The organism is Pyrinomonas sp., assembly GCF_040289685.1.
In the GTDB taxonomy this organism is placed as follows: domain Bacteria; phylum Acidobacteriota; class Blastocatellia; order Pyrinomonadales; family Pyrinomonadaceae; genus Pyrinomonas.
On record NZ_PSLQ01000002.1, the window covers coordinates 35,135 to 50,013 of the forward strand.

Annotated in this window: 13 protein-coding genes; 3 read left to right on the forward strand and 10 right to left on the reverse strand. The window is 59.9% G+C overall.

Annotation, left to right across the window (positions count from 1 at the left end; translation table 11 throughout):
* Positions 1–94: 94 nt before the first annotated feature.
* On the reverse strand, positions 95–1,027 hold the full coding sequence (locus tag C4334_RS00925; RefSeq protein WP_352430190.1) for a DUF1838 family protein: 933 nt from the start codon (positions 1,025–1,027) through the stop codon (positions 95–97).
* Between the two features lie 273 nt (positions 1,028–1,300).
* Between C4334_RS00925 and C4334_RS00930 the strand changes: the two genes are divergently transcribed.
* From C4334_RS00930 to C4334_RS00940, 3 genes are all read left to right on the forward strand, one after another.
* Complete coding sequence (locus C4334_RS00930; RefSeq protein ID WP_352430191.1) at positions 1,301–4,159, forward strand: TonB-dependent receptor; 2,859 nt, start codon at positions 1,301–1,303, stop codon at positions 4,157–4,159.
* Positions 4,160–4,470: 311 nt separating this feature from the next.
* Positions 4,471–4,908: a YybH family protein gene (locus tag C4334_RS00935; RefSeq protein ID WP_352430192.1), complete on the forward strand. Its 438-nt coding sequence runs from the start codon at positions 4,471–4,473 to the stop codon at positions 4,906–4,908.
* Entirely contained in the window at positions 4,905–5,927 is a 1,023-nt protein-coding gene (locus C4334_RS00940; RefSeq protein ID WP_352430193.1) for a nitrilase-related carbon-nitrogen hydrolase, read from the forward strand. The genes C4334_RS00935 and C4334_RS00940 overlap by 4 nt, the downstream gene beginning before the upstream one ends.
* 363 nt (positions 5,928–6,290) lie before the next feature.
* On the opposite strand, the gene C4334_RS00945 is transcribed toward C4334_RS00940, so the two are convergent.
* The 9 genes from C4334_RS00945 to C4334_RS00985 all read right to left on the reverse strand — a co-directional run bounded on the left by C4334_RS00945 (position 6,291) and on the right by C4334_RS00985 (position 14,862).
* The gene (locus C4334_RS00945; protein WP_352430194.1) at positions 6,291–6,749 is read right to left on the reverse strand and encodes a DUF3598 family protein; all 459 of its coding nucleotides are present in this window, start codon (positions 6,747–6,749) and stop codon (positions 6,291–6,293) included.
* Between the two features lie 41 nt (positions 6,750–6,790).
* Positions 6,791–8,266: an aldehyde dehydrogenase family protein gene (locus C4334_RS00950; protein ID WP_352430195.1), complete on the reverse strand. Its 1,476-nt coding sequence runs from the start codon at positions 8,264–8,266 to the stop codon at positions 6,791–6,793.
* A gap of 154 nt (positions 8,267–8,420) precedes the next feature.
* The gene (locus tag C4334_RS00955; RefSeq protein ID WP_352430196.1) at positions 8,421–9,200 is read right to left on the reverse strand and encodes a hypothetical protein; all 780 of its coding nucleotides are present in this window, start codon (positions 9,198–9,200) and stop codon (positions 8,421–8,423) included.
* A gap of 54 nt (positions 9,201–9,254) precedes the next feature.
* Positions 9,255–9,554 (reverse strand): YciI family protein, encoded by a 300-nt coding sequence (locus C4334_RS00960; protein WP_352430197.1) that lies wholly within the window; start codon positions 9,552–9,554, stop codon positions 9,255–9,257.
* A gap of 18 nt (positions 9,555–9,572) precedes the next feature.
* Positions 9,573–10,865 carry an MFS transporter gene (locus C4334_RS00965; RefSeq protein WP_352430198.1) on the reverse strand — a complete coding sequence of 431 codons (1,293 nt, stop codon included), beginning with the start codon at positions 10,863–10,865 and terminating at the stop codon, positions 9,573–9,575.
* Positions 10,866–10,975: 110 nt separating this feature from the next.
* Positions 10,976–12,469, reverse strand: coding sequence for a dihydroorotase (locus tag C4334_RS00970; protein ID WP_352430199.1), 1,494 nt, complete (start codon positions 12,467–12,469; stop codon positions 10,976–10,978).
* A gap of 89 nt (positions 12,470–12,558) precedes the next feature.
* Positions 12,559–13,362, reverse strand: coding sequence for a GntR family transcriptional regulator (locus C4334_RS00975; RefSeq protein WP_352430200.1), 804 nt, complete (start codon positions 13,360–13,362; stop codon positions 12,559–12,561).
* Between the two features lie 284 nt (positions 13,363–13,646).
* A complete protein-coding gene (locus tag C4334_RS00980; RefSeq protein ID WP_352430201.1) occupies positions 13,647–14,504 on the reverse strand; it encodes a DUF4437 domain-containing protein in 858 nt (285 codons plus the stop codon).
* A 112-nt stretch (positions 14,505–14,616) separates the two neighbouring features.
* Positions 14,617–14,862 carry a hypothetical protein gene (locus C4334_RS00985; protein ID WP_352430202.1) on the reverse strand — a complete coding sequence of 82 codons (246 nt, stop codon included), beginning with the start codon at positions 14,860–14,862 and terminating at the stop codon, positions 14,617–14,619.
* Positions 14,863–14,879 lie beyond the last annotated feature (17 nt).

Genomic DNA, 14,879 nt, shown 5'->3' on the forward strand with positions numbered 1-14,879 from the left:
ATCATCGCCTCTGTTCTTTGAAGCAGCTCTCGGTTCGTCGTCATCGCTGAGCCTTTCATCTCCGCTGTCCGTTCTTCGCCGCAGTTCCTGCTTTTCAGTTGCGTCGCTGATTCACCGCGGGCGTCTTCCGGCGTTTTTCCATCTCCGCGCGATAGACGTTCCAAGAGGTTGCATTGGGACGCGCTGGATCGACGCGCTCTGGCGCGCTCATGTAGAGTGGATAGCGCTCGCGCACCAGATCCTTCATCCACGGCGGAAGTTCCTCCCATGACGGCAGGAGCTTGCTCTGCGCATGATAGACGAGTTGCCCTTCACGTCCATCCATCCCCATCCACGGCAGCCATGGACCGACGCGCGTCCAACTGACCATGACGTCGGGCGTGCCGTCTCCGGCAAGCGCGGACTTCGGCACGTAGAAGTCGAACATCTCAGCGGCGGTGTAGTTGCGCGACCAACCCGGCAACGAGTAGAAGGGAAAGACATCGCTGGTCCAGACGTAGAACTGCTCCCATTCGCGCGGGGGCTGAATCGCGCCGCGATCCTGCTTGCCGTCGAGCGAGACGTAACGCAGTCCGTCCTCGCGCACGCGAATGCGTTGGTTGACCGGATCGTTGGCGACGTGAAAAACTTCATTGATCTGGCCAGTGAACGGATTCTTCCATGTCGAAAGCACTTGCCCGGTCTGCGGATCGGTGTAGAAGACGATCTCGCGCGTTGCGACGAAGAAGCCATCGCGCTCCGGCGTCGGGATCAAACGGCGTATGTTGTAGCCTTCCATGCCGAAGAGTTTCTGCGGGCGCTGGCCCGGAATGAAAGAATAGACGAACCCGCTGATGTAGTAGACGATGTCGCGCCCGTCGGTGCGCCCTTGCGTTCGCATGTAAAGTTCGTCGAGCTGTCGTTTGGAAGGGCGCTGCGGCGCGGCACCGATCGTGGTTACGAAGAGCGGTAAGAGCAGCGATGCGACGCGCGCCTTGCGCCAACGGGCAGCAAGACGAGCTGCGTTGGTGAAACCAGATCGAGCCATTCTCTGCCTCCCTCGACGGACACCCGGAAGAAAACCATTGACATCGGGCGCCGTTTGCAGTATTTCTATCTATTGTCATTATATTAAAACAAATTTGGAAAAAACGAAAACGGGGACGTCTGGGTATCGGGAGCGGATCTTTTCAGCGTATTAGGCATAATTGTTAGCTATTTAGTACAAATCAAGGTTGGGAACGCTTGCTGCTTTGGCGGAGGTTCGTACGCGAGAAGCTGAAGGACGGGTCCGAAACAAATTTCCCGAAGGAGTTCGCCTATGCTGCCAGTGATCGCCTCGATTCGCAACCTAACGGTTTCGTGTCTCACTCTCTTGCTGTTTTGCAGTCTGCCCGGCGCTTTGCGCGCGCAACAATCCGGCGCGCGCATTTCCGGCACCGTCACGGACCAGACTGGGGCCGTGGTCGTTGGCGCGACGGTGCGCGCCCTCAATCTCGCCAGCGGTCGCGAGGTTTCGACGGCGACTGACGGTTCGGGTGGATACGCGTTGGGTGATTTGGCGCCCGGTTCTTACCGCATTTCGGTCAGCCAAGAAGGGTTTGCTGTGGCGGCAGCGAGCGTCGTCGTCACCGATTCGACCCCTGTTGTTCAGAACTTCGCGCTTGCGCCCGGCGCTTTGCAGGATGTGGTGACGGTGACCGCGGGCAAAGGAAGCGCGCGCATCGCCGTCGAGACGCCGCAGACGGTGAGCGTCACCACGGAAGCCGATCTCGAACAACGTCGCCCAGTCTCGACCTTTCAAGCCATTGAGCGCACGCCCAATTTGATCGTGCGCGAAACCAACCCGGCGCGCGAGCGTCCGCGTTTACGCGGGCTGGATTCTTCGCGCGTGCTCATCGTGATCGATGGCGAGCGCTTGAACAACGCGCGCACGGATCTGCAAACAGGTCTTTCGCCCGGCATCATCGACGTCTCGCAGCTCGCTTCAGCCGAAGTGGTGGCGGGGGCTGGTTCGAGTCTGTACGGTTCGGACGCGCTCGCCGGAACGATCAATCTGGTGACCAAAGGGCCGGACCGACCTGACAAGGGGTTGGTGCTCGGCTTGCGTTTGGACGGCGATTACCACTCGAACGGACGCACTCGGCGCGGGAACGTGGCGGTGAACCTGAGCAATCCGCAAGCGGCGTTGCGCATGAGCCTATCGCTTTTTCGCAACGCGAACTACCGCACGGGCGGCAAGGCCATTACGCTCGATGACGTGCTCAACATCGGCAGGTTTTACGTTCAGTTTCCCGGCAACAACGCCAGTCAGTACCCGGTCTTCTCGCTGCCTGCCAATGGAGAGGTCTTGAACGGGCAGGCGCACGGGTTCAACGATCAACTCGATTTCTGGTTCTACCCATCGGCGAATAACCGACACAATCTGCGCTTGAGGTATCTGAACAGCCAGCACTCCGCGCTCGGCGATGCTTTCTCCGGGCCGCCGTTTGAAGTGCAGGAACGCTTTCAAAGCTTTCGCCATTTCGACAAGTTCGGCGCGCGTTACGAAGGATTGGACATCGGACCGCGCGTGGCTCGCTTGGCGATCAACTTCTACCGTCAGAAGCTTGTCTTCCCGCAAGATCAATTCGATTACACGATTCAATCCGGCAGCAGTTTCGTGGTCGATCCGGCGACCAACACCTTTTCGTTCACGGGGCGCCCCTCGAACTTCATTTTGGGGAGCTTCACCGACAACAAGAATTCGATTACCACGCTGAACGTAGACGTCCAAGCGACGTTGGTCCCTTTCGTCGGCACGCTTGTAACCACCGGTTTTCAACGCTTGCGCGACCAATCGCGCGATGAGTTTACGCGCTACGGTTTTCGCAACATCGTTACGCGGGAGCCGAACTTCAACACGTTGACGCGCGGCGCCAGCTCGCCCGACACGGATTACACGGACACGGCGTTTTTCGCCCAGTTCGAATATGACCGCATACGTTTGTTGCGCCTTTCGGGCGGGTTTCGCTTGGACAACTGGAAGACCGAAGCAAAGGTGACGCGCGGTTTTCCGCTCGGCGCGGAGTTCGTCATCTTGCGGGCATCCATTCCGGTGTTGAGCGCTAATCCGGGACCGCTTGCTCCGCAAGTCGACAGTCTTAGCCGCCTGCTCGATTTGGCCGGTGGGCGCTCGCCCGTGCGAACTAGCAAGACCTCGTTTACGGGCAACGTCGGCATCGTTTTCAGGTTTCCGCAGGGAATCAACCCCTATTTCCGCTTTGCCACCGCCTATCGCGAACCTTCGGTCACCGAAAGGTACATCATACGTAATTTCATCCCGCTGCCGAACATCTTGAGCGCCATCGTCGTCGGCAATCCGAATCTGGAGCCGGAGACGGCGCGCAATTTCGATGTCGGCGTCAAAGTTCAACGCAACCGCTTCAACGGGTCGTTCGGCTATTTTCGCAACGACCTCGACAATTTGATCATCTTCGCCTTGCCGCCGGGATCGCCGACGCCGCTCGGCGCTGGTTTCTTGCTCGTTCCGGCGGATCCGGCGAACGGTTTGCTCGGCGCTCCTTTCAACAGGGGATTGCATGCCGTCTCGTTCAACGGCCGAATCAATCAAGCGAAGAACTTGATCTACGGTTTCGAGGGAACGTATGAAGTCGCGTTGCCGCTTGGAGAGGTGGGCAGCTTGACGCCTTACGGTTCAATGGGTTGGATGCATGGGACGAACAAGTCGCCGACGGCGACGCAGCTTGACATCATCAGACGACTATACAATCGCAGCGACACTCCGGTGCGATTGGAAGGCTCACCCGATGATGTTCCGCTCGGCAACATCACGCCCTTCCGCGGCATCTTCGGCGCCATCTTCAACGAACGCAAAGGGCGTTGGTTCATCGAGTACTCGTTGCGCCATCAAGCGCGCGTAACGCGCGCCAACCCGACCGGCTTCCAAGGACCGACGCTGATCAATTACGGGACGTTCGCCAGTTTGAACGACTTCACGGTTCAAAGCGTGCGCGGCGGATACAACCTGCGCCGCGAGCGGTATCGGATGACGTTTACGACCGGCGTGGACAATTTGACGGACCTGCTCTACTTCGAGCATTTTCAAAACGCTCCGGCTCCTGGGCGGTCTTTCGTCTTCGGTTTCACGATGGAGTTCGCGAACCTTTTGGGACGCTGATCGCCGCTGTCATCGCGTTGCGCGACGCTCGCCGGGGCGGCATCTGTCGGCCATCGGTGGGGGGCGCTCTCTTTTCAGGCGTTTTGCGAGGATCGGCGCAAAGTTAGGCGCGCCAATTGGCGCGAAAGGTCGCCCTTTCTTTCTGAACTTGCCGCGAGGGTCGGTTCTTTTCGGACGTTTCGGGTCGCCAGCGCTGAGCGCGCGCAGTTGAAGCCCGGCGCGGAATTGAGAAAAATCGGCAGAGACGGTCGCTGCCGTCGCAACTCGTCGGCTCTTCAACGTTGCCGCGGCGCGGTCGGAAGGACGGACGGATGATTCCCACGGAGGTCGCCAGCAAGCTCTTTCGCGCCGTGATCGAGAAGCGGCTCGATGACATCCTTCGGTGCTACGTTCCGGCGGAGACGACTTATGTCTTCGTCGAAGGACCGCGCTGGTCCACCAAAGGTTTTGCGCGCATTAGCCAAGGCTGGCGCGCTTTTGTCGAGGCCGATTTGGAGTTGATGAGCTGCGATTGGGTGGAAGGGCCGTTCGGGCAAGAGGCGGCTGACATGGCTTGGGTAGGGGGCATCGTGGAGATTCGGGCGCGCGTGCGCGGCGAAGTAAGGGTCGTTCGTTTTCGCGGCACGTTCGTTTTGCGACGCGACGATGCCGATGGCTGGCGCATCGCGCACGAACACTTTTCCGCACCGGCGTCGGATCCTTACGGCATCGGTGACTGGCTGCAACCCAAGGGAGATGAGACGAGATGACCGCCTATCGTGCTTTGGCGCTGCAGACGACCTGTCATGCGGTCAACGGCGCGCGCGATCGCGTTGAAGCGCGCGCGATCATGCGCGAAACGATCAGCCGCCTCGCTCAGCAGATCGCGGCGAGCATCGCCTTCATCGGCAGAGATTGTCGTCTGGTGGTGCTGCCCGAATATTTTCTCACTGGATTCCCCGTGCGCGAAGGTTTCGCTGAGTGGAGCGATAAAGCTTGCATCGAAGCGGATGGCCCGGAATACGCCGCGCTTGGACGCATCGCCAGCGAGTGCGGGATATTCTTGGCTGGCAATGCATATGAACTGGACCGACACTTTCCAGGTCTGTATTTCCAAACTTGTTTCGTCATCGCTCCTTCAGGCGAAGTCATCCTCCGTTATCGTCGTTTGAATTCGATGTTCGCGCCGACGCCACACGATGTGCTCGACCGCTATCTTGAGATCTACGGTTGGGAAGGGATCTTTCCGGTGGCGCGTACAGAGATCGGGAATCTAGCTGCGCTCGCTTCCGAAGAGATACTCTATCCGGAAGTGGCGCGCTGTTTGGCGATGCGCGGTGCTGAGATCTTCCTCCATATGACTTCGGAAGTTTACGGTGGCCCGCGCGCGCCCAAAGAGGCGGCCAAGATCGCGCGCGCCGTCGAGAACATGGCTTACGTCATTTCGGCCAACAGCGCTGGCGTCATTGAAGCTGGATTGCCTGCCGCTTCCACCGACGGTGGTTCAAAGATCATCGATTACCGTGGCCTTATCCTCGCCGAGACGGCGCAGGGCGAGAGCATGGCCGCCTTCGCCGAAATCGACCTCGACGCGCTGCGCCGCGCCCGCCGTCGGCCTGGCTTGATGAATCTGCTCTCGCGGCAGCGATTCGACCTCTACGCGGAAAGCTACACGCGCGCGCGCTTCTATCCGCCGAATACGCTGCTCGACGGCGCCAAGGGGCGGGAACACTTCTGGCGCACGCAGCAAGAAGTGATCGCGCGACTGGAAGAGCAGGGCATGATCTAGCAGTCGCGCGATCTGGATGCGGTCTCGATAGCACAAATCGACAGCCCCTTGGCGGCGGTGTGAAGTTTCACCGACGTAGCGCGCGGCTGCAGCGGAATAAAGCGCAATTCAACGACCGCCTCGATAGATCGCCGGTTCGCAGAGCGGGATCTGCTCCCCGCCCGATGGGAAGGGACGTCGTTTTCAGACGACGAATCCATCTGCATAGCCGACGCTCGCTTGTCGGGCCGCGAGCATCGGCGCGATTCCGTCCTTCCAAATCGGCTGATCGCTCGTTCTTACGTTCGGCAACGCTTGCTGGTGAGCACGATCGCGCTTTTGCCGAGCGCGACCGGTCGCTCAGCTTGCGCTCACCGTCCGCCATTAGCTCGGCTGATCGCCCGTTTTGCGTTCGTCTATCACGGTTAGCTTCGTGAACCGCCCATGCTCGAAATGCTGCCAGACGCGCGCGCGATGGTGGTCGTCAACGAGCGTGATGATCTCGCTGTAGCTTTCATGCGGACGGTCTTTGTAAATCCAGCGCAGCACGATCGTTTGACCGTCGACTTCGTACGCCTCGCCGCGCAAGCGTTCGTTGTCGAACCGGAGGGCGCCGTCGGCGAACACGCCCGGGAACTCTTTGGTCTCCGTGCGCCCGTCATCCCAGATGTACTCATTGCGTTGGAACCACTCCTCGCCCCGCTTGATGCACGTCAGGCGGCTGTGATGGCGGTCCAGTATCTGTCCCGTGCGCGCGTCCATGCGTGTGTAGGTCCCCTCCCAAACGCCATGATGTTTCTCGAATACGGGGAATGATTCAGCGCTTTTTCTCGCTTTGGTCATCTCATCCTTTCTCCTTTCTTGTTTGAAGCCTGTGTTGCGCGTCACGTCAGCCACGGGAAGATCTTCCCGCTGTAGTTGACGTAAACGCCTTTGAGTTTGGTGTAGTTCTCCAACGCTTCGAGTCCGAAGTTCTGCCCCCAGCCGCTCGACTTGCGCAAACCCGCGGGCATCTGCGGCACCATGTACTGTGGCATGTTGACGAAGACCAATCCAGCATCGAGCGCGCGCGCGACTCTGTACACGCGGTCGGCATCTTTGGTCCAGAAATAGGCTGACAATCCGTATTCCACGCCATTGGCGAGCGCGATGGCTTCTTCCTCCGTGCGAAAGGAAGAGATGCCGATGACTGGGCCGAAGATCTCCTCGCGTGCGATGCGCATCTTTGAGTGGACGCGACCGAAGACGGTCGGCGCGAAGTAAAAACCGCCACGCAGCCTCTCCGGTAGATCGCGCGGCGGAGCGCCGCCGGTCAGCAGTTCGGCGCCTTCGGCGCAGCCCGAAGCGACGTAGGAAGAGACTCGTTCAAGATGCGCGCGGCTGATCAGCGGGCCGCAATGCGTCGTCGGGTCGTTCGGGTCGCCCAGGCGAATCGAGCGCGCTCGATTGACCAGAAGTTCCGTCACGCGATCGACTACGCTCTCTTCGACGAGCACGCGGCTTGCGGCAAGGCAGAACTGTCCGTTGTTGGCCAGACCAGCTTGGAGCGCGCCGTTGACCGCTTGGTCAAGGTCGGCGTCGGCGAAGATGATGTTGGCCGCTTTGCCGCCGAGTTCAAGGAGGAAAGGTTTCACTTGGCGGGCGCATTCTTGACCGATCAACCGTCCGACCTCGGTCGAGCCGGTGAAACAGATCTTGGCCACTTTCGGATGGCGCACGAGCGCTGCGCCAGCGGTTTCGCCGAAACCGTGCACGACGTTAACCACGCCTTCGGGGAGACCCGCTTCCATGCATAGCTGCCCAAGCAACGAAGTGGTTAGCGGCGTCTGCTCGGCCATCTTGATGACCACCGTGTTGCCGGCTGCGAGCGCGGGTGCGAGTTTGAGCGAGGCCATCACCAAAGGGAAATTCCACGGTGCGATGGCGCCGATGACTCCTAAAGGTTCGCGCACGGCGTAGCGGTGCACGCCCGGTTCGTTGGCGACCACGGGCGAGCGAAGTTTGTCGGCTGCGCCGGCGTAGAAGCGCCAAAAATCGACGCAGAAGGGAACGTCGATGTGACGATTGGCCGCCAGCGGCTTACCGGAGTCGAGCGTTTCGGCAGCCGCCAGCTCCGCGGCGCGCGTTTCGATCAGCTCGGCGACGCGATATAAGCGGCGTCCGCGTTCGGCTGGCGTCATCTTCGACCAAGGCCCGTGAAAAGCGCGTGCCGCAGCTTCCACCGCCGCTTCGATGTCTGCGGCGTCGCCGGCAGCGACCTCGGCGATCTGCTCGCCGGTCGCTGGGTTCTCGCTCGCAAAATAGTCGCCAGAGCGCGATGGAACTTCGCGCCCGTCGATCAGGTGATGAATTCGTCGCATGTCTCTTCGCTCGCTTGTTCGATCCTCGATACGAGGCTGCGCCTTGACGCGAAATCTTCCTTCCGCCGATGCTGCGATCTCCCATCCGAAGAGGGAGGCCTTTTTCGATCAAACGTGCGCTCGCGCGGAGGCGACGCGAAGGTCTTACGGTCTTTTACCTTTCGCCTTCGCTTTGTAAACGCCGGATTTCAGCCAAATCTTTGGGCGGTTCGCGCCACAGCGGAGCCTCGCGTTCGAGGTATTCGCGAATGGTGGCCGGAAGGTCGGCGTAGCGCATCGTTCGGTGACAAACCAACTGAAAAACCCCGAGTCCGCCGCCGAAAAAGAGCGGGAGCTTCCCGAAACGATTCCAACTGAGGTGGTGCGCGCCGTTCGGTTCATACCAGAAATCGTAGTTCTCGTAAGCTTCGTAACGTGTCGGTCCATCTAAACTGAGAAAGAGCGGCGAACTGAAGACCAGTCGGTCGCCGATGCGGCGCGCTTGCGTCGCCGTTCCCGGCCCGATACGTTGGCGCCGCTGGCCCGCGCCCTGTTCGACGAAGGTCACCAGTCGCCCATTGCGCAGTTCGTAGGTGATCATCTGGTATGGATAGGCTATCGGGCGCACGGTTTGATCGCCGGCTTTGCGCAAGATCTCGTTTGTGTGGGGGTCGCGGTAGATGAAGATCTTACGGTTGAGTTGGACCACTTTCAGCGGATCGTTCGGGTCATGTAGAGCGCGCGCCGTGTCTATGCCCTCCATGTGCGCGATGAGTCGTCCATCGGGATAGGAATAGACTTCGCCGACGCAGTACCAATAGACTGGCTCGCCCGTCCCGGCGCGCATCTCGATGAACTTCTTGAAAAGGTCTCGGTCGAATCCTTCGGCTCGCATTTGTGTCGTCATCTGTGTCGCTGCCAGCAAGATCAAAGCTGTTCTCCAAAATCTGCGCATCTTTTCTCCTCCGAACCGCGTCGAGGCTGTTCTCTGGGATCCCCCGATCGCGCTTCATTCCGGAACGACTTTGATCCACTCGCGCAAGCGGTAGTCGTAAAGTCCCTGTTCGACGAGCGGATCGTGTTCTGCCAGCCAACGCGCTTCTTCTTCCGCGGCGCAGGCCAAAACGTAGAATCCAGCGCCCAGTTCATCCACGTTCTGTTCAGCGAAAGGTCCGGCGACCAAGCACCGACCTCGGCGCCCGAGTCGCTTGAAGTAAGCCGTGTGCGCGGCAAGGATTTGGCGCGCGAAATCGTCGCTGACGGCGGAACGCTTCGGCGTCCGGTGAATGGTAACGAACCAATGGCGCATCGCATCGCTCCTCGCGCGTCAACGCGCTACTGCCAGTGGCGCTTTGATCATCGCGGCGCGTAGCCTGTAGAGCGCATAAGCCATTAACAAAGCACCGCCCGCGGCGATGATCACGCCGTAAAAGGCCGGGGTGTAATCACCGCCGGCAGCGCTCGCCAGCCTGCCGGTAAGATAGGTTCCGGTGGCGCCGCCAATAGTTTCAATGACGATGATCGTTCCCAAGATGCGTCCGATGTCGCGTAGCCCGAACGTTTCCACTGCCAGCAGTTGAATGAGCACGAAAGTTCCGCCGTAGCCGAGTCCAAACGGGATGAGGAAGAGAAAAGCCGTTTGCGGCGTCGGGCGAAGCAGCAACAGCGTTGCGCCGAACATCAAGCTGCAGCAGACGAGCATGACGCGCGTCGGCGTCATGCGGTCGCTCAACCAACCGAAGAAGAATTTGCCTCCGACGCTCGTGATAAAAAGCGTCGCTTGCGCCACGCTCGCCATTTCGCGCGAAAGTCCGATGCGCGGCGTTTGCAGGTACAAGATGAACTGTTGGCTAGTGGTGAAGATCGGGTAGAAGAGCAGCGCCGCGCATGCGCCAAAGACCCAGAAGATGGGCGTGCGCAACGCTTGATTGAGCGTCATGCCGGCAAGCTGTTCGGTGCGCATCGCTTCTTCGGACGCGTGCGCGTCGCCATCGGGCAAAAGTCCCAGCTCTTGTGGGTGGTCGCGCACGAAGAGCAAGATCGCCGGCAGCAGCACCATCCAGACGAGCAAGCTGACGATGAGCACAGCCGTGCGCCAACCGTAGAGCGCGATCAACGGCGTCGCGATCGCTGGGATGAGCACGCCGCCGAAACTCGTTCCCGTGATCACGATGCCCATCGCCGTTCCGCGGCGGCGACGAAACCAGTTCGAGATGAGCACCGTGTTGATCAACAGCCCAACGAAGCCGAGCGAGAGGCCGAACATAACGTGTGCCGCATAGACTTGTGCGGGCACGGTCGCTTGCGAGTAGAGCAGAAGCGCTGTGCCGAGCACGAAGCAGCCGACGCACATGAGCGGTCGCAGTTTGAAGCGTGCGACCAATATGCCAGCTACGGGTGAAAAGAGACCAGCGGCGAGAAAGGTCAGCGATGCGGCTAGACCGATCACGCGCGGCGCCAACTGCGCCGTCACGGCGCCTTTGCTTATCAGATCATCGAGCAATGGTCGGTAAAAGACGGGGATGCCGCCGATGGAAAGGCCATTGCTGATCATCATCGCCAACGTGGAGACAGCAACGATGGTCCAGCCACGAAAGAAACTGCGCTCACCGGAGATCATTTTCTGCTCCAAGCCTCGAAATTTCGGGCATCGCGCAAGCTGTCGGGTCGGATTAGCACGCGATGGCGGCGCGCGCACTGCGCGAAGCGACATCTGCGCGTCTTCAACCCTTAATCTTTATCTTTAGTCGCGGCGTCGGCCCGCTCGACAGCCAACCTCGCTTCTTGCAACGAAGCAGGGCGCCGGATGAATTCACCTTGCGGTTGGTCATTCACTTGCCCTTCGACGAAGACCACTTGCCCACGCACGATGGTATGCGTTGGCCATCCTTGCAACAGATAACCATCAAAAGGCGTGTGGTCTTGGGCCGACAAGCAACGCTCCACCGTCACGGGGTATTCGGCTTCCATGTCGATGATGGCGAAATCGGCGTCAGCCCCGACCGCGATGCATCCTTTGCGCGGATGAAGGCCGAAGATGCGCGCCGGATTAGCGCTCGCCAGTTCGGCAACGCGCGTTGGCGACAACCCTCGTTTGTGGCACCCCTCGCTGACGAGCACTGGGTAGAGAAGCGATGAGCCGGCAAAACCGGGCAGGCTCCCCCAGATGTCTTCAGGCCGTTTGTGCTCTTCGCCGCAGCAGGCGTGGTCGCTGACCACCGTATCGACCAGACCGCGTTTGATCCCCTCCCACAGAAAAGCCAGATCGGATGCCGACCGCAGCGGCGGATTAACTTTGCCGCGCACGCCATCGGCTGTATCGTAGGTGAGCGTCAAGTGGTGGAGCGTCGTCTCAAGCTTGATGTCGTGCGACGGATATTGACGTTGCACCTCGATTCCGGCTTGCAGCGCTTCGCGGCTCGAAAGGTGGAGCAGATTGATCGGACAACCGGTGGCATCGGCGAGAATGGCCGCTTCGTAGATCGACAAACGTTCGGTCAGCGGCGGACGCGCTTCGCTGTAGGCGCGCAGTCCGGTCAACCCTTCGCGGCGCACGCGCTCGATGAAGACGCGGATCAATTCGGGATTTTCACAATGGAGCGAGAGCGACACGCGCGCGCGCTGGCGATGCTTGGCCGCCATCGCGGAGACGCGCGTCATCAACTCGTAGAGGTGGCCGAGATCGTAGTTCTCCGCCATCGTGTACTCGCTGCCGTGCGTCGAATCGGCGGCAAGATTCAATCCCTTGTAGAACATGTAGAATTTGAAGGAGAGCACGCCAGCCTCTTCCACCAGCCATGCGACCTCGTCGAGTTGTTCGGCGGTCATGATGGCGATGTGGTAGGCGTAGTCAGTGTAGAAATGGCCGCGCGAAAGCTCCAGCAATTCGGGGAAGATGGTCCGGTAAGGACCAGTCTTGTTCAAATAGTGGTGTCCGGTGCGGAAGTAACTGATGATGGTGCTACAGCCGCCGACCAGCGCTGAGCGCGATTCGCTTTCGGCATCCGCCGAATGGGGCCGGTAGATGCCGACGTGAAAATGGGAGTCAACGGCAGCGGGGAAGATATACCGCCCGCGCGCATCGAGCGTTCGATCGGCAGCGGAAGATGGGATTTCATCGGCGATGGCGGCGATGCGTCCGTGGCGCACCCCGATGTCGCAGCGGAAAGTCCCTTGGTGGGGAAAGACAACAGTGCCGCCCTTGATGAGCAGATCGTAGCGCATTTCGCTCTCCTCTCGTGCAGCGCCCTTGTGCGCTGCATCGGTTGCCTCGGCGGTGCGCGCTCCGACTGACAGGGCGGCAGGTCCGACGCTCAACGAATTCGCGTCAAGTTCCTTCGCTGTTTCCTTGCCAGCACTTCCGGATCGCGCGTCAGATAGACCGAATAACTGAAAAGATCGCTCCGATAGAGCGTGTGAACGTACTCGATGGGCCGGCCTTCGTCGGTGTAAACCGTGCGCTCGATAGAGAGCAGCGGCGCTCCGACGCGCGTCTCCAGCAAGTTCGCCACATAAGGGTCGGCCAGCTCCGCCGTGATCTGCTGCTTGGCATCGCGCAGACGCAGGCCGAATTTGGTCTCGAGCTTCTGCAAGAGCGCGCCGCTCGATAGCTCTTCGCGCGTAAAACGCGCGCCGATCTCCGCCGGCAGGTAGCCGACGATCAAGCTAGCCGGTTTGCCTTCGCGGTAGCGAAGCCGTTTGAGACGATAGACCGGTTCGCCCGGCTCGATCTGCAACAGCTCGGCTTCGTGCTGATCGGCCTCGACGCGGTTCATCTCAAGCAGCTTCACTTCCGTGTCCAAGCCCATCTCGATGAGTTCATCGAGCGAACCCGTCAGATGAATCGTCCCCTCGAACGTCCGGCGGCGAGTTCGCCGCTCGGCGACAAACGTCCCCTTACCCTGCCGGCGTTCGATTAGCCCCTCTTCTGCGAGCGCCGCCAAAGCCTGACGCACCGTGATGCGACTGACTTTGTACTGTTGGATCAATTCGCTTTCGGTGGGCAGACGATCGCCCGGCGCAAAAGCTCCGCTGATGATCTTCTCGCGAAGCAGGTTCTCCAGTTGGTAGTAGAGCGGAATGCGCGTGCTGACGAACGCTGTCTTCAGTTTCGCCATCTCTCCCCTTTGTTCGGTAAAGTGGAATCGCTTCAAAAGCGCTTATAAGTATATCACTTAGCTCAAGAAGCGTTGCCTCTCGGATGCGCCTTTGTCCCCTTTGGCGCAAGCGATGTTCGTCTGTCAAACGGTTTGGCCACGGCGCAATCATCGATTGAATGGCCTCACTCGCCCTAGGCACGCGGTTCTGATTGCTGCGTTGCAAGCTCGCCGTGTTTCCACTCCACACGAGTGTTTCAACCTTCTACCAAGCGCGCGGGCAAAGCGTTCTCTCATGTCAGCGCTCACGGCATCCACATCTCGCCGCGGCGCTTATACTCCCACGCGAACATGTTTGGGCGCCGTTTCTTCATCCTTTCGAGCGCCCGCTGATGATTCTCTTCGGGCGTGGCAAACGGATTCCAGTTGAAATGATTGTAGAGTTCGCCGTCGGTGCGACCGAAGGCGATGCAACCGTGCTCACAGGCGAATGGGCCATGCCCGATGTAGGGCGGTCGGTAGAAGTATCCGCCCGTGCCGAGATAACCGAACTGCATGATCCACGACGTGCCGTAGATGTGATAGGCCTCTTCCATGCAATCGTGGTACGAGACGTTGTCCTGCCAAAAACCGGGCACCATCGTGTAGAAGAACGAAAGCGCATGAGTCTCCTCGTCCCAACGGACGATCTTCACTAGACAGCCTTTCTCCGTCGCCGGGAAAAGGTGCGTTTCGCTCCAGACGAGATCGGAAAGGCTATCGACGATGGTCGGTTGCGCATCGGGTGCGACTGCGTCGGCGTGCGCGTCCGATTCGACGAACGAAGGCTCGCTGTCATTGTAAAAGAGCAGCACGCGCGCGCCTTCTGGAGCTTCGATGGGCGGCAGGCTGACGCCTGCGGGAACATAAAGATAGAAGCCGAAACCGCAGCGTCGGTCGCCCACTTTCAAGTGACCGTCCATGACGACGATCTCCATGCTGGACCGGCTAAAGCCTGGCGGTTGTGAGTACCCGGCCGCGAACTTCGCGACCGCGGAGATGGCGCCCGTTTCATCGTCGAACGAGAGCGTGCGGTACTCTATGCCAGGAGGGAAGCCGGGCAGGTCCAACTTGCGCCACGGAACCCATGATTCATCCAACGGTTCAATATGCGGTCGTGCCATGAATCGCGCTCCTTTCTGCGGTCAAAATGGGATTGAGATGCCGCTCCGTCAACAAACGACAATTCCGTGCGCGAAGCGGCGACGCGATCGGACGGAGTGTGATGACCTTCCGTCACCAAACGACGCGCCACGGTCGGTCCGGGCGCTTGGGTATCTGATCGCGCGGGATGCGCCGACGCATTCCCGCATGAAAGGACCAGCCGCGCGTTTGAATGCGTTCGAAGAACTCTTCGACCCAACGATCCCGTTCCGGCGCGAGCGCTTCCATGTCCGCGACGATTCGCTTGTAGCGCTCGGCTTGCGCGCGACGTTCTTCTTCCTTCCACTGTGCGATTCGGTCACGATCTTTGCTGCTCATTTCGCGCGTTCTCCTTT